The organism is Leucobacter iarius (assembly GCF_039530105.1).
GTDB classification, from domain to species: Bacteria; Actinomycetota; Actinomycetes; order Actinomycetales; family Microbacteriaceae; genus Leucobacter; species Leucobacter iarius.
In genome coordinates this window covers 120042-140803 of sequence record NZ_BAAAOB010000004.1, presented here as the reverse complement: position 1 = coordinate 140803, position 20762 = coordinate 120042, and the positions used below count along the sequence as shown (strand labels likewise).

At 70.1% G+C, this 20762-nt stretch carries 16 protein-coding genes; 9 read left to right on the top strand and 7 right to left on the bottom strand.

Translation table 11 applies throughout. The features are described 5' to 3' along the window. Positions 1-25 precede the first annotated feature (25 nt). Positions 26-796, top strand: a complete 771-nt coding sequence (nagB, locus tag ABD169_RS13725) for a glucosamine-6-phosphate deaminase (RefSeq protein ID WP_344033099.1) — start codon at positions 26-28, stop codon at positions 794-796. A gap of 187 nt (positions 797-983) precedes the next feature. Beyond that, positions 984-2198 carry an NADP-dependent isocitrate dehydrogenase gene (locus ABD169_RS13720; protein ID WP_046456864.1) on the top strand — a complete coding sequence of 405 codons (1215 nt, stop codon included), beginning with the start codon at positions 984-986 and terminating at the stop codon, positions 2196-2198. A 72-nt stretch (positions 2199-2270) separates the two neighbouring features. Here the strand turns inward: ABD169_RS13720 and ABD169_RS13715 are convergent, their stop codons facing one another. After that, on the bottom strand, positions 2271-3086 hold the full coding sequence (locus ABD169_RS13715) for a heme ABC transporter ATP-binding protein (RefSeq protein ID WP_344033097.1): 816 nt from the start codon (positions 3084-3086) through the stop codon (positions 2271-2273). Next, positions 3086-4162: a FecCD family ABC transporter permease gene (locus ABD169_RS13710; protein WP_344033095.1), complete on the bottom strand. Its 1077-nt coding sequence runs from the start codon at positions 4160-4162 to the stop codon at positions 3086-3088. The genes ABD169_RS13715 and ABD169_RS13710 overlap by 1 nt, the downstream gene beginning before the upstream one ends. Positions 4163-4295: 133 nt before the next feature. On the opposite strand from ABD169_RS13710, the gene ABD169_RS13705 reads away from it, so the two are divergent. The 4 genes from ABD169_RS13705 (at position 4296) to ABD169_RS13690 (ending at position 9184) form a co-directional block, all read left to right on the top strand. Continuing rightward, a complete protein-coding gene (locus ABD169_RS13705) occupies positions 4296-5435 on the top strand; it encodes a heme/hemin ABC transporter substrate-binding protein (RefSeq protein WP_344033093.1) in 1140 nt (379 codons plus the stop codon). Positions 5436-5539: 104 nt separating this feature from the next. After that, positions 5540-6217: a LytR C-terminal domain-containing protein gene (locus tag ABD169_RS13700; RefSeq protein WP_344033091.1), complete on the top strand. Its 678-nt coding sequence runs from the start codon at positions 5540-5542 to the stop codon at positions 6215-6217. Between the two features lie 182 nt (positions 6218-6399). Beyond that, on the top strand, positions 6400-8019 hold the full coding sequence (gene groL, locus ABD169_RS13695; RefSeq protein WP_046456867.1) for a chaperonin GroEL: 1620 nt from the start codon (positions 6400-6402) through the stop codon (positions 8017-8019). Positions 8020-8356: 337 nt separating this feature from the next. Continuing rightward, the gene (locus ABD169_RS13690; RefSeq protein ID WP_344033089.1) at positions 8357-9184 is read left to right on the top strand and encodes a DUF559 domain-containing protein; all 828 of its coding nucleotides are present in this window, start codon (positions 8357-8359) and stop codon (positions 9182-9184) included. A 41-nt stretch (positions 9185-9225) separates the two neighbouring features. Here ABD169_RS13690 and ABD169_RS13685 read toward each other — a convergent pair whose 3' ends face one another. The 5 genes from ABD169_RS13685 to ABD169_RS13665 all read right to left on the bottom strand — a co-directional run bounded on the left by ABD169_RS13685 (position 9226) and on the right by ABD169_RS13665 (position 15519). Continuing rightward, entirely contained in the window at positions 9226-10776 is a 1551-nt protein-coding gene (locus ABD169_RS13685) for a sensor histidine kinase (RefSeq protein ID WP_344033087.1), read from the bottom strand. Position 10777: 1 nt separating this feature from the next. Next, positions 10778-11479 carry a response regulator transcription factor gene (locus ABD169_RS13680; protein ID WP_046456869.1) on the bottom strand — a complete coding sequence of 234 codons (702 nt, stop codon included), beginning with the start codon at positions 11477-11479 and terminating at the stop codon, positions 10778-10780. A 148-nt stretch (positions 11480-11627) separates the two neighbouring features. Continuing rightward, positions 11628-13268, bottom strand: a complete 1641-nt coding sequence (locus ABD169_RS13675) for a DNA repair helicase XPB (RefSeq protein ID WP_344033084.1) — start codon at positions 13266-13268, stop codon at positions 11628-11630. A 57-nt stretch (positions 13269-13325) separates the two neighbouring features. After that, positions 13326-15245, bottom strand: a complete 1920-nt coding sequence (locus ABD169_RS13670) for a helicase-associated domain-containing protein (RefSeq protein WP_344033082.1) — start codon at positions 15243-15245, stop codon at positions 13326-13328. A gap of 7 nt (positions 15246-15252) precedes the next feature. Next, on the bottom strand, positions 15253-15519 hold the full coding sequence (locus ABD169_RS13665; protein WP_052961582.1) for a hypothetical protein: 267 nt from the start codon (positions 15517-15519) through the stop codon (positions 15253-15255). Between the two features lie 179 nt (positions 15520-15698). On the opposite strand from ABD169_RS13665, the gene ABD169_RS13660 reads away from it, so the two are divergent. The 3 genes from ABD169_RS13660 to ABD169_RS13650 all read left to right on the top strand — a co-directional run bounded on the left by ABD169_RS13660 (position 15699) and on the right by ABD169_RS13650 (position 20735). Further along, a complete protein-coding gene (locus ABD169_RS13660) occupies positions 15699-16079 on the top strand; it encodes a cold-shock protein (protein ID WP_046456879.1) in 381 nt (126 codons plus the stop codon). Next, on the top strand, positions 16072-16926 hold the full coding sequence (locus ABD169_RS13655) for a DUF3027 domain-containing protein (RefSeq protein ID WP_344033078.1): 855 nt from the start codon (positions 16072-16074) through the stop codon (positions 16924-16926). Before ABD169_RS13660 ends, ABD169_RS13655 begins: the two co-directional genes overlap by 8 nt. A gap of 305 nt (positions 16927-17231) precedes the next feature. Beyond that, positions 17232-20735, top strand: coding sequence for a SpaA isopeptide-forming pilin-related protein (locus ABD169_RS13650; protein WP_344033077.1), 3504 nt, complete (start codon positions 17232-17234; stop codon positions 20733-20735). The last annotated feature ends 27 nt before the right edge of the window (positions 20736-20762 follow it).

The window sequence follows — 20762 nt, the reverse complement described above, 5'->3', positions numbered from 1 at the left end:
GCACCACTACGAAAGGCATGTGCGCATGCAGGTCATCATTGTCGAGACGCCCGAAGAGGTCGGGCGCGTTGCCGGCGAGCGCATCGCCGCGGTCATCCGTCGGAGCGCGTTCGCCGTGCTCGGCGTCGCGACGGGATCGTCGCCCCTCGGCGCCTACGCCGAGATCGCGCGCCAGGTCTCGGACGGGTCGCTCGACACCGCGGGCGTCACCGCCTTCGCGCTCGACGAGTACGTGGGGCTCCCGCTCGAGCACCCCGAGAGCTACCACTCGGTGATCCACCGCACCGTGACCGAGCCGCTGCGGCTCGATCCGTCCCGGGTCCACGTGCCCGACGGCACGGCTCCCGATCTCGAGGCGGCCTGCGCCGACTACGAGCGCCGCATCCGCGAGGCCGGCGGCGTCGACCTGCAGCTGCTCGGCCTGGGTGCGAACGGGCACATCGGCTTCAACGAGCCGACGTCGTCCTTCGGATCGCGCACGCGCCCCAAGACCCTGGCTCCCAAGACGCGTCAGGACAACGCCCGCTTCTTCGACTCCGCCGATCAGGTGCCGGTGCACTGCCTCACCCAGGGGCTCGGCACGATCCTCGACGCGCGCGAGCTGCTGCTAGTCGCCCAGGGGGCTGGCAAGGCCGATGCGGTCGCCGAGATGATCGAGGGCCCGCTGTCGAGCCGCTGCCCGGCGAGCGCGCTGCAGCTGCACCCGGAGGCGACCGTGATCATCGACCGGGCGGCTGCGGCGAAGCTGGAGCTCACCGAGTACTACGAGCACGTGCTCAAGCACCTGCCGGCCTGAGCCCTCGCGCTCGTCGTCGCCAAATATCTCGACGTCGAGATACCCCGGAAACTTGGGTAGACTGTCGGTGGTCCCAACGGATCCACCGACGACGGCGATCCGGAAGGCGCTGTTGTGCGCGGTTCCGGACGGAGCGACACGCGCCCGCCGCCGTCCCACACCACTCACCACAGAACTGGGAGACGCGTTGGCGAAGATCAAGGTTGCAGGCACGGTCGTCGAGCTCGACGGCGACGAGATGACGCGGATCATCTGGCAGTTCATCAAGGACCGTCTGATCCACCCGTACCTCGATGTCACGCTCGAGTACTACGACCTCGGGATCCAGCACCGCGATGAGACCAACGACCAGGTCACGGTCGACGCGGCGCACGCGATCCAGAAGCACGGCGTCGGCGTCAAGTGCGCCACGATCACCCCCGACGAGGCCCGCGTCGAGGAGTTCGGCCTCAAGCAGATGTGGCGCAGCCCGAACGGCACGATCCGCAACATCCTCGGCGGCGTGATCTTCCGCGAGCCGATCATCATCTCGAACATCCCGCGCCTGGTGCCCGGCTGGAACAAGCCGATCATCATCGGCCGTCACGCCTTCGGCGACCAGTACCGCGCGACCGACTTCCGCTTCGCGGGCGAGGGCACCCTCACCGTCGAGTTCACCCCGAAGGACGGCGGCGAGCCGCAGAAGTTCGAGGTCTACCAGTCGCCGGGCGACGGCGTCGCGCAGGTGCAGTACAACCTCGACGCGTCGATCCGCGACTTCGCCCGGGCCTCGCTCAACTACGGCCTGTCGCGCAACTACCCGGTGTACCTCTCCACGAAGAACACGATCCTGAAGGCCTACGACGGCCGCTTCAAGGACATCTTCCAGGACATCTACGACACCGAGTTCAAGGAGCAGTTCGAGGCTGCGGGCCTCACCTACGAGCACCGCCTCATCGACGACATGGTCGCCTCGGCCATGAAGTGGGAGGGCGGCTACGTCTGGGCCTGCAAGAACTACGACGGCGACGTGCAGTCCGACACCGTCGCGCAGGGCTTCGGCTCGCTGGGCCTCATGACCTCCGTGCTCGCGACCCCGGACGGCAAGGTCGTCGAGGCCGAGGCGGCGCACGGCACGGTGACCCGTCACTACCGTCAGCACCAGCAGGGCAAGCCGACCTCGACCAACCCGATCGCCTCGATCTTCGCCTGGACCCGCGGGCTCGCGCACCGCGGCAAGCTCGACGACAACCAGGCGCTCATCGAGTTCGCGCACACCCTCGAGGACGTCGTCATCAAGACCGTCGAGTCGGGCAAGATGACCAAGGACCTGGCGCTCCTCGTCGGCCCCGAGCAGAGCTTCCTCACCACCGAGGAGTTCCTCTCCGCGATCGACGAGAACCTGCAGGCCCGCCTCGCGTAAGCGAGCGAGCACACGGTGAAGGGCGCGCCCCTCGGGGCGCGGCCTTCACCGTTTCCGGAGCCGATCGGCGCGCTAGGCGCGCAGCGGCAGGACGATCCCGCGACCCGTCGTCGGGTGGGGGATCACCTCGACCGGCGTGCCGTAGACCGCGGACACCGTCTCGGCGGTGAGCACGTGCTCGGGCGTATCGCAGGCCACGATCCCGCCGTCCTTCAGCAGCGCGATGCGGTCGGCGTAGGCCCCGGCCAGATTCAGGTCGTGCAGCACGACGAGCACGGCGTCGCCCGCCCGTGCGCGTTCGCGCGCCATCGAGAGCACCGCCTCCTGGTGCGCCAGGTCGAGCGCGGCGGTCGGCTCATCGAGCATGAGCACGCCGGTGCGTCCCGCGAGCACGCGCGCGAACGCGGCGCGGGCCCGTTCACCGCCCGAGAGCGACGGCACTCGGCGGTTGCCGAGGTGCGTCACGTCCGCGGCCGTGAGCGCCTCCGCGATCGCAGCGTTGTCGTCGTCCTCGCGCGGGGTGCGGCGCCAGGGCGCGCGACCCATCTCGACGATCTGATGCACGGTGAAGGGGAAGAGCAGCTGCTGGTCCTGCAGCAGTACGCTGCGGCGCCGCGAGAGCTCGGGCAGCGACCAGTCGCCCAGCGGACGGTCGCCGAAGCGCACGTCGCCGCCGTCGGGCTCGACGTCGCCGCAGAGCACGCTGAGCAGCGTCGACTTGCCGGCTCCGTTCGGGCCGAGCAGCGCGAGCACCTCGCCGGCGCGCAGCTCGAGCGAGACCCCGTCGAGCAGGGCGCGGCCGCCGCGCACGAGGCGCACGGATTCGGCGGCGCAGACGATCCCGCCGACGGGGGTGCGCTCGGGCAGCACGAGGGCGCGGGCGGCCATCAGCCCCACCCCCCGCTCCGCTTGCGCGTTCGTCGCAGCAGCCAGAAGAAGAACGGGCCGCCGACGAGCGAGGTGAGCATGCCGATCGGCAGATCCGACATCGGCACGATGGTGCGGGCGCCCAGGTCGGCGAGGGTGAGCAGCAGTGCGCCGCCCAGCGCCGACGCGGTGACGAGCGGCAGATGCGCCGGCCCGAGGATCATGCGCATGAGGTGCGGGATCACGAGGCCGACGAAGGCGATGATGCCGACGAACGCGACGGCCACGCCGACGAGCAGTGCGACGAGCACGATCACGCCGACGCGGAGCAGCTCGACGTTCACGCCGAGGTGGCGGGCGTTGCGCTCGCCGAGCGAGAGCAGGTCGAGCTTGCGCGCCACGAGCCACGCGACGATCAGTCCGATCGCCACGACGGGAGCCACGATGAGCACCTGGGACCAGCGGCTGCCGGCCATGCTGCCGAGCTGCCAGAACACGATCTGCTCGCGCGACTGGGTGTCTCCGAGGAACGTGAGGAGGGCGATCCCCGCACCGGCGACGGCGTTGACCGCGATGCCCGTGAGCACGAGGGTGACGACCTCGGTCTTCCCCTCGGACCGGCTCATGGCGTAGACGAGCAGGGTGGCGGCGAGGCCCGCGGCGAAGGCGAACACCGCGATGGTCCACTCGCCGAAGATCGAGATGCCGAACACGATGCAGAGGCCGGCGCCGACCGCGGCGCCCGACGAGATGCCGATCACGCTCGGCTCGGCGAGCGGGTTGCCGAAGATCGCCTGCATGAGCAGGCCGGACACGGCGAGCGCCGCACCGACGAGCGCGGCCATGGCCACGCGGGGGAAGCGGATCGCCCAGAGCGTCTGGTCACCGGCGGGGTGGCTCGGGAGCGGCAGCCAGTCGATCCCGATCCGGTGGAGCAGGGAGCCCACGACCTGGTCCGGCGGGATCGCGAGCTGGCCCGTTCCCGCGGACGCGATGAGGGCGACGATGAGCGCGACCCAGAGCCCGACGAACAGTGCGGTCGTGGTCGCTGCATGCCGCGATTTCCGCGTGGAAGCGGGTTCGTGGTGCAGGTTCATTTCTGGGGGAGGGCCTTACTCGGCTGTGCGCAGCGATCCCTGCTCGGGACCGGGAACCCGGTCCCGGGTTCCTCATATCTATCTTAGGCTAGGCTAACTTGGTCGTCAGATCTGGAGGTGTGCGATGCCCCCGATGCGCCGAACCACCCGTGCGCACCGATCCCGAACGCGGGCAACCGCGCTCCTCGCGATCGCGCTCGCCGCCTCCCTGGGCCTCGCAGGCTGCCAGACCGGCGGCGACCCGAAGGCATCGTCCGGGCAGCAGAAGGTCGACCTTCCGCCGCTCTCGACGCTCACCCCTGTCGCGAACCCGCGCACGGTCGAGGGGCCGGCCACCGCCGTGATCGGCGGCCCGAGCCTGCCCCCGCTCTCGGCGAAGGCCGAGGCGAAGCTCCCCGTGACCGTCACCTCGCACGATCCCGGCGGCGACCGCCGGGTCGAGGTGAAGGACACCTCCCGCGTGATCGCCCTCTCGCTGACGGGCACCGTCGCCGAGCTGGTCTCGGCCTACGGGCTCACCGACCGGCTCGTGGGACGCGACGTCTCGACCGAGCTCCCGGGCACCGAGGACCTGCCGGTGGTGACCAAATCCGGTCACACGATCGACGCCGAGAGCGTGCTCGCGCTGAACCCGACCCTGATCCTCACCGACGGATCGATCGGTCCCACCGACGTCGTGCTGCAGTTGCGCGACGCCGGGATCACGGTCGTCACCGTGACCCGATCCACCGATCCGAAGAGCACCGACGTCGCTGCGAAGGAGATCGCGGCGGCGCTCGGCGTCGCACCGCTCGGCGACGAGCTCACCGCGGAGCTCGATGCCGCCATCGCCGCGAAGGAGGAGGAGATCCGGCCGCTGGTGCCGAAGGATCCGGCCAAGCGCCCGCGCGTCGCCTTCCTCTATCTGCGTGGCACCGCCGGGGTCTTCTACTTGTTCGGCGAGGGCAGCGGCGCGGACAGCCTGATCCAGGGGATCGGCGCGGTCGACGTCGCGAAGGAGATCGGCTGGGTCGGCGAGAAGCCGATGACCAGCGAGGCCCTCATCGCGAGCGACCCAGATGTGCTGCTCGTCATGACCGGCGGGCTCAAGAGCGTCAAGGGCGTCGACGGCCTGCTGGCCGCCCAGCCGAGCATCGCGCTCACGCAGGCCGGCAAGCACCGTCGCATCATCGACGTCGACGACACGCTCGTCTTCGCGGGAGGCACGCGCTACCCCGACGTGCTCGACGGCCTCGCGCGGGCGATCTACACCGACGGATCCGCCAGGTCGTAGACCGCGGTTCCCTACCCGGAACCTGGCAGATTCCACGTGTACGCTGTGCTGAGTGCTGGGCCGCTGCTGGCCGCCCGACACCGGACGACTAATGGGAGACACGCGTGACGGGTGAACTGACGGAGGCTTCGAGTGCGACTCGACGCCCCAATCGGCTGCCGGAAGACCGCTTCGACCGCGTCCAGCACACCCGCAGGGCGGGTGCGCATCGGCTGACCGCGCGTCCGCGCAGCTTCTGGACCTATGCGGTCGCCGCACTCGTCGGCACCGCCATCTGCGCCACCGCCGGCATCTTCGCGCTGCAGGCTGCGAGCAGCACGGGCGAGGTCCGCCTGCCCACGGGGAAGACGACGACCACGGCCACCGAGGCAGCCAAGCTCGATCCGAAGGCGACGGTCGCCGTCATCAACGGCACCTCCACCGACGAGCTCGCGGGCGGCGTCGACAGCGTCATCACGAAGGAGAAGTGGGGTCAGGTCAGCTTCTCGGGCGATGCGGCGAAGCGCGACGTCAAGATCTCGGCGATCTTCTACTCCGACGACGCCGATCGGCCCGCGGCCGAGGGGCTCGCGAAGAAGCTCGGCGGTCTCTCCTCCTACAAGTCGTCGAGCTACGACAGCTACCAGGTGAAGCTCGTGGTGCTGCTCGGCGCCGACTACGCGGGGCCGGGCAAGGCCGAGGCCGCGAAGATCGTGAGCGGGCAGACCACGGCTCCGGATCGCGGTGCGGGGACGACCACTCCGTCGACCGGCGCCGGCGACGAGCAGGCTCCGGCCCAGTAGCCGCAGGGGTTCGCCCAGCGTTCTCCCGGTGTTCGCCGAGCGCGAGCGTCTCCGCTTGCACTCCCCAATGGTGAGTGCCAAGATTGGCTTAGCACTCGGTTCTCCCGAGTGCTAATACCCAAGTGCTTCAGGCGACGCACCACCGCGCGTCGCCCACCACGACCGACCGGGAGGGTCGACACATGGCAAAGATCATTGCGTTTGATGAGGAAGCGCGTCGCGGACTCGAGCGGGGTCTGAACATCCTCGCCGACACCGTCAAGGTGACGCTCGGCCCGCGCGGCCGCAACGTCGTGCTCGAGAAGAAGTGGGGCGCCCCCACGATCACCAACGACGGCGTGTCCATCGCCAAGGAGATCGAGCTCGACGACCCCTACGAGAAGATCGGCGCCGAGCTCGTCAAGGAGGTCGCGAAGAAGACCGACGACGTCGCAGGCGACGGCACCACCACCGCCACCGTGCTCGCTCAGGCGCTCGTGCGCGAGGGCCTCCGCAACGTCACCGCCGGTGCCGACCCCATCGCGATCAAGAAGGGCATCGAGAAGGCCGTCGCGGCCGTCTCGGCTCAGCTCCTCGAGAACGCCAAGGAGATCGAGACCACCGACCAGATCGCGGCGACCGCTTCGATCTCGGCCGCCGACGAGCAGATTGGCAAGCTGATCGCCGAGGCGATCGACAAGGTCGGCAAGGAGGGCGTGGTCACCGTCGAGGAGTCCAACACCTTCGGCACCGAGCTCGAGCTCACCGAGGGCATGCGCTTCGACAAGGGCTACCTCTCGGCGTACTTCGTCACCGACGCCGATCGCCAGGAGGCGGTCTTCGAGGATCCCTACATCCTCCTCGTCAACAGCAAGGTCTCCAACATCAAGGACCTGCTCCCCGTCGTCGATCCCGTGATCCAGTCGGGCAAGCAGCTCCTCATCATCGCCGAGGACGTCGAGGGAGAGGCGCTCGCGACCCTCGTGCTCAACAAGATCCGCGGCATCTTCAAGTCCGTCGCCGTCAAGGCTCCGGGCTTCGGCGACCGTCGCAAGGCCATGCTGCAGGACATCGCGATCCTCACCGGCGGCCAGGTCATCTCGGAGGAGGTCGGCCTCAAGCTCGAGAACGCCACCCTCGACATGCTCGGCACCGCCCGCAAGGTCATCATCACCAAGGACGAGACCACCATCGTCCAGGGTGGCGGCGAGGAGGAGGCGATCCAGGGTCGCGTCCAACAGATCCGTCGCGAGATCGACAACACCGACTCGGACTACGACCGCGAGAAGCTCCAGGAGCGCCTCGCGAAGCTCGCCGGCGGCGTCGCCGTCATCAAGGCGGGCGCTGCGACCGAGGTCGAGCTCAAGGAGCGCAAGCACCGCATCGAGGACGCCGTCCGCAACGCGAAGGCTGCGGTCGAAGAGGGCGTGCTGCCCGGCGGCGGTGTCGCGCTGATCCAGGCCGGCAAGGACGCGTTCGCGTCGCTCGAGCTCTCGGGCGACGAGGCCGTCGGTGCCAAGATCGTGCAGGCGGCCATCGAGGCTCCGCTGCGTCAGATCGCGCTCAACGCCGGCCTCGAGCCGGGTGTTGTCGCGGATCGCGTCGCCAACCTGCCCACCGGTCACGGCCTGAACGCCGCGACCGGCGAGTACGGTGATCTGGTGGCCCAGGGCATCCTCGATCCCGCCAAGGTCACCCGCTCGGCGCTGCAGAACGCCGCGTCGATCGCCGGCCTGTTCCTCACCACCGAGGCGGTCGTCGCCGACAAGCCCGAGCCCGCCGCCGCGGCTCCGGCCGATCCCGGCGCGGGCATGGACTTCTAAGTCTCAGCCTCTGCGCGAAGCGGGGTCGCACCTTCGGGTGCGGCCCCGCTTCGCGTTTGACGGGCGTCTTGCGTCTTGCGTCTTGCGTCTTGCGGCTTGTGTTGCGGGTCTTGGCGTTCGTGCGGTGCTTTTGCGCTGGCGCGGTGCTTGAGGAGCGCATTCTGTCCGACTGAGTGCAAATTCACTGCCCGACTGGTGCAGCCGGGCGCCCCAGCGGAGGAGGGTGGGCGCTGCGTTTGCCGCTCGCAGGGCGCATCGAGGGCAGATCCCGCGTCTGCGCGCCTCTCGCCTGTGGAATCCTCATGCACCGGCCCCGCGACCCGTCACACTGTGGGGCATGAACCTGCATTCAATTCTTCGCGAAGCCGGCGGCGTGATGCGAGTCGGCGAGCTCGACCGTCTCGGTGTCCCGCGCTATCGCGTGAAGCTCGCACTCGAGCGCGGGGAAGTCACCCGGCCGCAGCGCGGATGGGTGGCGGCTCGCAGTGCAGACCCCGAACTCCTGTTCGCCGCACGGTACGGGGTGATCCTGAGCTGCGTCACGGCCGGCAGGCGGGCTGGGCTCTGGCAGGTCGACGAGCCGGTTCCTCATGTGTCCGTCCGTGCGCGGGGTTCCCGTCGCCCGGTGGTTGCCGCGACGGTGCACTGGGGCCGACCGGTCCGCTGCAGAGAGCCATTCCTGCTCGTCGATTCTCTCGAGAACACGTTGGCTTGCCTCTCGATCTGCCAGCCCCATGAGACCGCCTTCGCGATCTGGGAGTCCGCGTTGAACCGCAGGCGGACCACACGGCGAGCCCTCGAACGCTTCCCGTTCACCGGGCGCGCACGAAGCCTTCTCGAATCAGTGACCGCGCTCTCGGATTCCGGGTACGAGAGCGCGGTGTTGGGACGTCTTCGCGCACTCGGATTGCGAGTGGTCGCGCAAGCTCGGGTGCTCGGTCATCGGGTCGATTTTCTGATCGGAAGCCGACTGGTGCTGCAGATCGACGGCAGCACTCACACCGGGCGGCAGCGCGATAGCGACAACCGGCACGATGCGCTTCTGCAGCGGAACGGATATCTGGTGATCCGAGTGAGCCCGCGCGAAGTGAATGAGGAGTGGCACCGGGTGCAGAACGAGATCCTGGATCTGTTCTCGCAGCTCGAGCCGAGGCATCGCGCATGACGTGGTCGGATCGATGCGGGATGCCGCTGGCGCGGCCCGCGCTAGGCGCCGGCCGCGGGCTCCGTTCCCGTGCCGGAGGGATTCGCCGAGCCGTCCGCAGCGCGTTCGTTCGAGCGATCCGCGGTGCGTTCGAGCGAACCCGTGGTGGGCGCGACCGGCAGATCGACTCGGAACGTGGCTCCGCCACCCTCCGTCTCGTGCACGCTCACCGAACCGCCGTGGGCGTCGACGATCGACTGGACGATCGACAGTCCGAGGCCGGAACCGCCCGTCTCACGGTTGCGCGAGGTGTCCGCCCGCCAGAAGCGATCGAAGATCTTGGTGCGGAGCTGCTCGGGCACGCCCTCACCGTGATCGATGATCTCGAAGTGGCCCGAATCCGGGCCGGAAGCGACCGCGATCTCGATGGGGCTGCCCTCGGGGCTGTACCGCAGGGCGTTCCCAATCAGGTTGGTCATGAGCTGCCGCACCTTGTGCTCATCGCCCAGCACCGTCGGGCGCGACGGATCCTCGACCACGCTGATCGTGCGATCCGGGGCCTGAGCAAGCGCGTCGAACGAGGCATCCGCCGCGAGCGCGTTCAAATCCAGCGTCTTGAGCTCGAGCGGACGCCGCTCATCCAGCCGGGCCAGCGAGAGCAGATCCTCAACCAGGGAAGTCATGCGGATCGCCTCCTTCTCGATCCGGCCCATCGCCTGGCCGACCTGCTCCTCGTCCTGCAGCGCCCCCATACGGTAGAGCTCGGCATAGCCCCGCACCGACACCAGGGGCGTACGCAGCTCATGGCCGGCGTCGCCGACGAAGCGGCGCATCTTGTCGATGGTCTGGGCGCGCTCCGCAAGGGCGACATCGATGTGGTCGAGCATCACGTTGAGCGACTCGCCCAAGTGACCGACCTCGGTGTGCGGATGCGCGACGTGGATGCGCTTCGAGAAGTCGCCCTTCGAGATCTCCATCGCCGTCCGCTCCACCTGGGCGAGCGGCACGAACGTCGTGGTCACAAGGATCCGCGTGAGCGCAGCGCCCAGCAGGATCACCGCGATGCCGAAGCCGCCGAAGATCAGGATGAACTGCGCCGTGGTCTGACCGGTGTGCGCGGTCGACGCCGCGATCAGCAGCGTGCCGGTCTGCCCCGGCTCCGCCCCGTTGATCGGCAGTGCGGTCGCCCGCCACTCGAGGCCGGCCGCATCCGTGATGGTGAACGTGGAGCCGCCCACCCGAGTCTCGACGACGGCCCCGGTGAGGCCCGCCGGGATCCGCGGAACGTTCTCGGTCGGCCAATCCGTGGCGTTGTCGTAGCGCTTCTTGCCCGTCGAATCGAGCATCGCGACGTAGTACGAACTGCTCGCGCCCTGCACATCGTAGGGAGTCAGTGCGCGCAGATTCACCCCCGAGGCCAGTGCCCGGGTGGGATCCTTGCTCAGGCTCTGCAGATCGCTATCGACCACCTGCACGAGGTACGGGCGCAGGAAGGAGAGCGTGCCGACCCCCGCGACGATGAGCCCGAGCGACAGGATGAACACGGTGACACCCGTGATCTTCGTGCGCAGCGAGACATCGGCCCAGCGCTGCGCGGGCGACCGGCGCGCCACCCTACTTCGCTTCGGTCTTCAGCATGTAGCCGAAGCCGCGCTTGGTCTGGATCAGCGAGTCGCCCGTCAGCGGGTCGAGCTTCCGGCGCAGGTACGAGATGTAGGACTCGACGATACCTGCATCGCCGTTGAAGTCGTACTCCCACACGTGATCCAGGATCTGCGCCTTCGACAGCACGCGGTTCGCGTTCTGCATGAGGTACCGCAGCAGCTTGAACTCGGTGGGGGAGAGCTCGACCGACGTGCCGTCGACGGTCACCTCGTGGGTGTCCTGGTCGAGCACGATCGGGCCGGCCGAGAGGACGGCCTCCTCGTCCTCCTGGATGGTGCGGCGCAGGATCGCCTTGATGCGGGCGATGATCTCGTCCAGGCTGAACGGCTTGGTCACGTAGTCGTCGCCGCCGACGGTCAGGCCGGTCACCTTGTCCTCGGTGTCGTCCTTCGCGGTGAGGAACAGGATCGGGGCCGTGTACCCCGCCGAACGCAGCCGCTTGGTCACGCTGAAGCCGTTCATGTCGGGGAGCATCACATCGAGGATGATGAGATCCGGCTCCTCCTCGAGCACGGCGGAGATGGTCTGCGCCCCGTTGCCCACGGCGCGCACGCCGAAGCCCGCGAAGCGGAGGCTGGTGCTGAGCAGCTCGCGGATGCTCGGCTCATCATCGACGATCAGGATCCTGGGGCCCTTGTGCTGCGTGTTCATGCGACCAGTCTCTGACCGTTTGCTATGGGTTCCCTGGAAGTCCCTCGGTGTGCCGCGCGTTCCAAGGCGGCCCGGCGCACCCGCCGCGTGAGACGGCGACGGCCCCGGTCAAGCGCGAGCTCGATCGGGGCCGTCGTGACGGAACCGCCTACTCCGCGTTGGTGATCGTGTACGCGTAGCCCTGCTCGGCGAGGAACCGCTGACGGTTCTGCGCGAAGTCCTGATCCACGGTGTCGCGGGTCACGATCGTGTAGAAGGACGCGGTGGCGCCGTTGCTCTTCGGCCGCAGCAGACGGCCGAGGCGCTGCGCTTCCTCCTGACGAGAACCGAAGGATCCCGAGATCTGGATCGCGACCGAGGCGTCCGGCAGGTCCACCGAGAAGTTCGCCACCTTCGACACCACGAGGATCCGATCCTCGCCGGAGCGGAACGACTCGAACAGCCGCTCGCGCTCGTCCATCGGGGTCTGCCCGGTGATGAGGGGCGCGTTCAGCGCCTCCGCCATCGACTCGAGCTGGTCGATGTACTGGCCGATCACGAGCACGCTCTCGTCGGGGTGCTTCGCGATGATCTCGCGGGCCACCCGCTGCTTCACCGTCGCGCTCGCGGCGATCCGGTAGCGGTCCTGATCCTCGGCGACCGCGTACTCGAGCCGCTCGGACTCGGGCAGCTCGACCCGGATCTCGAAGCACGCCGCGGGAGCGATGAACCCCTGCGCCTCGATGTCCTTCCACGCGGCGTCGTAGCGCTTCGGCCCGATGAGGCTGAACACGTCGCCCTCGCGGCCGTCCTCGCGCACGAGGGTGGCGGTCAGGCCGATGCGGCGACGGGCCTGCAGCTCGGCCGTCAGCTTGAACACGGGGGCGGGGAGCAGGTGCACCTCGTCGTAGACGATGAGGCCCCAGTCGTGCGCGTCGAGCAGTGACAGGTGGGCGTACTCGCCTTTTCGGCGGCTCGTCAGGATCTGGTAGGTCGCGATCGTGACCGGCCGGACCTCCTTCACCTGACCCGAGTACTCGCCGATCTCGTCCTCGGTGAGGGAGGTGCGGCGCAGCAGCTCGGACCGCCACTGGCGCGCCGACACCGCGTTCGTCACGAGGATCAGGGTTTTCGCGCCCACCGCGGCCATGGCCCCGGCGCCCACGATGGTCTTGCCGGCGCCGCAGGGGAGCACGACGACGCCCGAGCCGCCCGCGTGGAACTTCTCGACCGCCGCGCGCTGGTAGTCGCGCATCTGCCAGCCGTCCTCGGCCAGCTCGATGTCGTGCGGATCGCCGGGCGTGTAGCCGGCGAGATCCTCCGCGGGCCAGCCGCGGGCCACGAGCTGCTGCTTGAGCTCGCCGCGCGCCCAGGCTTCGACGGGGAACGTCAGCTCATCGATGCGGTTGCCGAGCAGCGGAGCGATCTTCTTCGCGCTCGAGACCTCCCGCAGGATCATCGGCTCGTCGGAGCGCAGCACGAGCTCGCCCGCGCGGTCGCCGTCGGCGATGCGCTCGATGGTGAGGCGCCCGTAGCGCTGCATGGTGTCGGAGATCTCGCCGGCGACCCCGCTCGGCACGGGGAACTTCGCGTACCGGTTGAGGGTGTCGAGGATCTCGGCGTCGGTGTGGCCGGCCGCGCGGGCGTTCCAGAGCCCGAGCCGGGTGATGCGATAGGTGTGGATGTGCTCGGGGGCGCGCTCCAGCTCCGCGAAGACGGCGAGCGCGTGGCGCGCCTCCTCCGCGTCGGGGTGCGCGACCTCGAGCAGGACGGTCTGGTCGCTCTGCACGATGAGGGGGCCGAGGGTCATAACCATCCAGTTTACGCGCCTCGGGCGAACGCCGGGAGGGGTTCGCTCAGGGCCGGATCAGTCGAGGATCTCGACGCCCGTGATCGCGGAGACGGGCAGGGTGCGCTCCACCCCCGCGGTCTGATCGCTCGCGCGCAGCCGCCCGCCCGAGAGCGAGGCCGGGAGCAGCCGGAACGTGCGGACGTCGGACCCCGCGGCGGCGGTGATCTCGATCGCCCGCTTCTCGCGGATCGCCAGCTCGATGCGTCGGGTCCACTCGCCGGAGCCCGGCTGCTCGGCGCCGGCGAGCACGCGGTCGACCAGGTCGGCGACGGCGGGGTACGGCCCGCGGGCGAGCGATCCGGTGGTGGGCGCGGGTTCGCCGCCCGGCTCCGATCCGTCGTCGCCGGCGGCGGGCGCAGCTGCCGGTGCCGGTGCCGGGACGACGGTGCCGGGTTCCGCGGGTGCGGCGGGCGCCGCATCGGGATCCGAGCCAGCTATGGCCGCGTAGCGCGCGTCGACCAGCGCCGCGAGTACGTGCTCCGGACGCAGGCGGGAGAGCAGTACGTAGGCGAGCGCGCCGGGATCCCGCTGCAGCTGCAGGTGCAGGAGCGCTCGATCGACGAGCATCGCGTCGCCGACCGCGGGGTCCGCCACCCTGACGCGGGTGCGGCTGGTCCCGGCGAAGACGATCACGCTGCCGTGCTTGGATTCCACGTCCGAGAGCAGGAAGTCGAGGGGCTGCGGGATCCCGGTGAGCGAGAGCCGTTCCAGCAGCGCCCGCGCATCGGCGATGCCGACTCCGCTCTCGAGCGCGCGCGCGAGCGACGACGGGGTGATCCGGAGGCTCGAGGCGACGCCGAGCTGCTCGATGTCGGCCACCCCGAACAGGGCCGCCTCATCGTCGGTCGAGAGCGGGCCGGGAACGATGATGCTCAGGTCGGGCTGCACGTAGACGCCCGGAGCGATCGGGGGCAGCGCGGCGCGGATGCTCGCGAGCGGCTCCTCGGGATCCGATGCGAGGTCGGGATCGCGCTTGAGGAGAGCGGACGCGATCGGCGTCAGGGTCCCGTCGACGGTGAAGCCCAGATCCTCCGCGGCGTCCGCGAGTGCGCGCGCGTCGGTGAGGCGGGTCTCGGACAGCAGCGGGAACTCGACCGGCAGGACCTCGTCCACGGCCGTGGCGAGCGCGCCCTCGGAGATCCGCAGGGCGGTGGCCAGCGGGCCCGAGATGCGCCCGGCGAGCGCCTCGGCGAGCGCGAGCCAGCGCTCCGCGTGCGGGAGCCCGAGCCACGCGATCCCCGCGGGAGAGATCGCGAAGCGATCGCCGTGCGCCGCCGAGACCACTCCGTGGATCAGGCCCGCGGATCGCAGCATCTCGACCACGCGCTCGGCCTGCTCGTGACCGGTGCGCAGCGCTTCGGCGAGGGTCTTCACCCCGGTCTGCGAGGTGCCGCCGCGGCGGTTCCGCTTGACCGGTTCGAGGGCGAGGGCGCGCAGCGCCGCTGCGGCGCGCTGGGTGGTGGTCTGCGCGGCACCGAACCAGGCTGCGGAGGTCGGTTCGCGCGGCTCGGTCCGGGACGGGACCGGGACGGATCGCTCCAGGCGCTCCTGCGCGTCGGCGGAGTCGATCAGGATCCGCAGCTGATCGGCGACCTCGTCGAGCGGGACCGGTTCGGGACGGGGGCGGACGTCGTTCCCGGGCTGCGCGGCGAGCCCCGCGAGGCCCAGTGCGAGAACGGAGGGCCCCGCATCCTCCTGCCCGGGATCGGGGCCGGTAGACGACGCCGTCGTGAGCGCGAGCAGTGCGCGGATACCCGATCGGTCGAGGGTCTCGAGCGCGCGCGCCACGGAATCCGGGCGGAGCAGCTCCAGCGCCAGACTCAGGGGGTCGCGGACCGCGGCGGGGTTCGCGATCCAGCGGCGCTCGAGCAGCGCGGTCAGGTCGGCGCGCTCCATTCCCGCGATCGACGCGGCAAGGGGGAGCGACCCGCTCATGCTGCGGCTACTTCCCGTCGCCCCGTCGCTGCGCCGCGCTGCGGCGGCGCATGCTGACGATCAGCAGGACCATGAGGAGGACGAAGCCGACGGGCAGGCCCACGTAGGCGACCCAGGCGACGAACACGAAGAAGCCGTGCGCCAGGGCGAAGCGGTCGACGAGCCCGATGATGAGGGTCGTGAGGTAGGACACCACCGCGAGCGCGATGAGCGACAACGAGGAGTATGCGAGAACGCGCTCGAGGCGAGTGGGCTGGGTGGCATCTGCGGACATCCTCACCAGAATACCCCGGACCGGAGCACGACGCCCGCCCTTACCCCGAGCGGGATGCGGATGCTCCCGGCGACGGTCGGCGCCACGGCCTAGACTGGAGGGCACGATACGGCGCCGCGACCGGCGCGATCGGAACACGTGCCGGTGGCCGAGAGCCGCCGAGAGAAGAGGGACGACACATGCCGAGCGGCAAGGTCAGGTTCTACGACGAGGAGAAGGGCTTCGGCTTCATCCAGGGCGACGACGGGCAGCAGGTCTACCTGCACGCGTCGGTGATCCCGGACGGCGCCGACATCGCCGCGGGCACTCGACTCGAATACGGCATCGCCGACGGGCGCCGCGGCCCGGCCGCGCTGTCCGTCCGCGTGATCGACACTCCCCGTCTCGCCCGTCGGGGAAACCGCAAGTCGGCCGACGAGATGTCGGTCATCATCGAGGATCTCGTCAAGCTGCTCGACGCGGTCGGCGGGCGTCTCAAGCAGGGGCAGTACCCCGAGCGGGCCCAGTCGCGCCAGATCGCGACCATGCTGAAGAAGGTTGCGGAGGACTTCGATGTCTGACTTGGAACCGACGACCGAGGAATCGGTCGAGGCCGTCGCTGCCGTCGAGGCCGGAGCGCGCTCCGAGACCGTCGAAGCGCCGGCCATCGACCCGGAGGCCGCGGTCGAACCGGTCGAGCCTGCGGTCGAAGCCGAGCCCGCGTCGGGCGACGAGCCTGCCGTCGACGCCGAGCCCGCCGAGGACCCCGAACCGGTGACCGAGGTGCCGGAGGCGCCCATCGAGCCCGATCCGGTGCTGCTCGCGGCGCGCGACCGCGCGCGCGAAGCGCTCGCCGAGATCACCGACCCGAAGACGATCGGTGCGGACGAGGGGCACGAGGTCCACGGCGAGCACGTGCTGTCCCTGTTCTTCGAGTGCCGCCTGGCGGGCTACCCGGGGTGGCACTGGACCGCGACGCTGGCCCGCGTCGACGAGAACTCCGAGATCAACGTGCTCGAGGTCGAGCTCCTTCCCGGTGCGGGAGCGGTGGTCGCCCCCGAGTGGGTGCCCTGGTCCGATCGTCTCGCGCAGTACCGCGAGACCCAGGCGAAGCAGGCCGCCGATGAGGCCGCAGCCGCCGAGGACGCGGCGGAGGAACTGGCCGAGGAGGACGAGCTGGATCCCGAGCAGGATCCGATGGAGAACGACTTCAGCGATTTCGACGACGAGATCGACGGCGTCGACCTCGAATCCGACGAGGACGACAAGGACTCGGACGACGAGGACGACGCCGGCTTCGACGATGACGACCTGGACGACGACGAGGACGAGGACGAGGACGACGAGTTCGACCACCTCGACGACGACTCGGATCACGACATCGAGACGCTGACGGGCATCGCGGACGGCTCCGACGACGAGGAGTGACCGCGGCTGACGCTGCTCGAGGCCGGCACCCGGAAGGGTGCCGGCCTCCTCTGTTTTCCCCTCCCTCGTCGTCGTGCGATCGGATCCCGGTCGTGTCGGAGACGCCTCCCGGGGCGTCGAGCGCGCACGGTCCGCATCCGGAACTTCCCGCTGACCAGCACTCCTGCAGAAATACGTAATTTGCACGGATGCTCCGCCCGCCCCCGCGTCACTAGGTTCAACGCGACAGCAACCAGGGGCGTTTGCACTGCAGGGGGAAGAACTGCATGCGGAGCACACCGCCCTTCTGCCGAAGGGGGCGGACGATGCATGCTCAACGGGGACCGAACACGGCCGGCGGCCGCGGACTGCGGCGGATCGCGGGTCTCGCCGCCGCTGCAATGCTGCTGCTCCTCGGAGCAGGGCCGCTCCTGATCGCGTCCTCGTCGCCCGCCCAGGCCGAGGAGACATCCGCACCGACTGAGCAGGCGTCGGACGCATCCGCCGGGGCACCGAGCACATCGCCGAGCCCGACTTCGACGCCGACCGCAACGCCGGCACCGACCGCAACGCCGCCGGAACCCACGAGCGGGACGCCCGCGACGCCCGGATCCGACGGCTCCGGCGCTGACCCGAGCAGCGATCCCGCGACCCCGACGCCGACCCCGACGCCGAGCACGACCCCGACCCCGACGCCGAGCACGCCCGCGGTCCCGACCGCCAGGGCATCCGCAGCCCGCTCAGAGATGGCGCCGGCGGCGCTCGGCCCCGACGGGCCAGGGGTCGCCCCGCCCTACGTGTACTGGAACCTGAAGGACGGCCAGAGCAGCGCGCTCGTCGGTGGGGCGACGTTCTCGATCCAGGGTCCGCGCACCGGCACCTCCAACGATGGGAACACCAATGGGTGGACGGGTGCGGCGGTCTCCGTGGTCGACAACACCGGACAGCCCGGATACTCGGGACTCGACCTCGATCCCGATCCCGGCGAGTTCGTCGTGAAGGGGCTGCGCACCACGGGCGCCGAGCAGACGGTGCGGGCCACCGCCCGATACCGCGTGCAGCAGATCGCGGCCCCGGCCGGCTATTCGACCGGGTTCGATCAGACCTGGCGGCTGATCCCGGCGGCGAGCAACAACTCGGCGACCCCGGCGACGACCGCCTGGGTCGGTCAGACCTACGACTTCGGAACCTTCCTCAACGACGCGATCCTGCCCGCCGTGATCACGGTCAAGGTCGGCGCCGATCGCACCGGTGTCAGCGGAGTCACCGGGCTCGCGGGTGTCGCCCTCGTGCTCAACACGGGCACCGGGTCGCCGAGCGGGACCCGGCCGGACGGCGTCGCCGGGTCGGGTACCGGATGGGCCCGATGCGCCTCCGACGCGAACGGCGACTGCGTCTTCAACGTTCCGAATACCGAGGTCGGCGGCGCGAACCGCGACCAGCGGTACTGGGTCGTGCAGCAGTCCGTGCCCTCCGGCTGGTACGCGAATCCGCAGCTGCGCACCGGAGGACCGAGCGGCGACGGCATCGCCGAGAACTACGTCTTCCGCACCGGCACCCTGCTGCGGTCGGGGACGACCTATTCCTCGACCTCGTCGTTCATGTACTCCACCTCCGATTCGCTGAGCACCGCTTCGGGCGGGATCTGGCAGCAGTCGCGGGTCAACCCGGCGGCGCTGCAGACCTGCGGCACCGATATCGCGCTCGTCCTCGACCTCTCGGGCTCGGTCGCCGACTCCGAGGGCGACCTGAAGGCGGCCGCGAACACCTTCGTCAACGCTCTGGTCGGGACCCAGTCGCGGATGTCGCTGTTCTCCTTCTCGTGGGACTCCCCGGCGAGCGGGGCGACGCAGAACTACCCGACGCTCACCCCGGTCGCCACGCAGGCCCAGGCCGACGCCTTCAAGGCCCGGTACTCGGGTTGGAGCGCCGCCGGTGGCACCAACTGGGATCGCGGACTCGCGTCCGTCGCCTCGGCGAACACCCCGGGGAACCGGTTCGCGGTGACCGTGGTGATCACCGACGGGAACCCGACCGCGTTCGGCCCCAACACGGGGCAGGGCGGAACGACCAACCGCTTCGTCGAGACCGAGAACGGGATCTTCTCGGCGAACGCGCTGAAGGCCAGCGGTTCGCGCGTCATCGCTTTCGGCGTGGGAGCCGGCGCCAACGGCACGAACACCGCGCTCAACCTGCGAGCCATCTCGGGTCCGACCAAGGGGTCCGACTACTACCAGACCACCGACTACGCGTCGGTCGGGAGCACGCTGCGTCAGCTCGCGCTCGGCGCCTGCGCGAGCAACGTCACCGTCACTAAGATGATCGTCCCCGGAACGGCGGCCCCCGGATCCATCGCCGGCGCGACGCCGGCACCGGCGGGCTGGCGGTTCGACGCGAGCGCGGCCGATACCGGTGTGACGCTGCCGAGCCCGGCCGATCGCACGACCATCGCGGACGGCACGGGAACAGTGGCCTTCCCGCTGAGCTTCGGCGCCGGGGTGTCGACGGGCGGGGTGACCTTCACCGAGACGCAGCAGCCCGGCTACACGCTGGTTCCCGTCGGCGGGCACAACGCGGTATGCACCAATCTGACGACGAACACCGCGGTCGTGCCGAAGCAGGACCCGACGAACGGCTTCCGCATCGACGCACCGAGCGGGCAGAGCGTCAACTGCATCGTCTACAACCGGGCCCCGAACCCGGCGGCGACGGTCAGCGCGACCAAGACCTGGATCCTGAAGGATGCCGGCGGTGGGAGCCAGACCTTCCACCTCCCGGGGGACGAGCAGACGCTCCCGGCCGGGCTCTCGGGCCAGCTGACGCTGCAGGCCGGCGGGGATCCCGCTCCGATGAACCAGGGGTGGGGCGTCCCGCGCAGCGGGCTCCAGCAGGGCGCGTCCGTGACCCTCGGGGAGAACGCCTCCGTCGATCCCGCGAAGCTGCCCGGCTGCATCATCACCTCGCAGCGGGTGACCCAGGCGAACGGCATCGGCGTCTCCGCGACGCTGCCCTACCAGGCGACCCTCGCGAGCGGCACGAACACCTTCGAGCTGACCAACGAGGTGACCTGCACCAGCAGTCTCACCCTGGTGAAGCTGGTCTCGAACACGCACGGAGGTACCGGATCCGCCGCCGACTGGACGCTCTCGGGCATCGGAACGGGCCCCGGCGCGAGCAGCGTGACCGGAGCCACGGGCGCGACCGGAACCGTCGCACCCGGCGACTACACCCTGAGCGAGAGCGGCGGGCCGAGCGGATACCAGGCCGGCGCCTGGAGCTGCGTGAGCGGCGGAACTCCGGTCCCCGCGGTCCTGGGCATCGTCCACGTGGGGCGTGGCGCGCAGGTCACCTGCACCGTCACGAACTCCGACCTGCCCGGCGCGGTGAAGTGGAGCAAAGTCGCGAAGGGGACGACCGAGCTGCTCGCCGGTTCCGTCTGGCGGATCGTCGGCCCCGCCCCCTCGACCGCGGCGGTCACGGTGACCGACTGCACCGGTTCCCCGTGCACCGGTGCAGACACCGACCCCGCTGCGGGCCGCTTCGCCCTCGCCGGGCTCGCCTGGGGCAGCTACACGGCGACCGAGACGACGGCCCCTCCCGGGTACATCGGCGGGGCGACCTTCGCCTTCGCGGTGAACGCGTCCAACGCCGGCACGGTCATCGACCGGGGCGCCATCGCGAACGATCCGCAACCGGGAGTGGCGCTCCCGCTCTCGGGCGGCTCGAGCACCGACGCGTTCATGATCGCGGGCGGCGGGACGGCGGCGATCGCCGCAGTCGTCGCGGCGCTCGTCTGGCGCAGGACCCGCAGGCAGGAGGCGGACGCATGACCACCGCAGCCGAACCGAGCGGCGAGC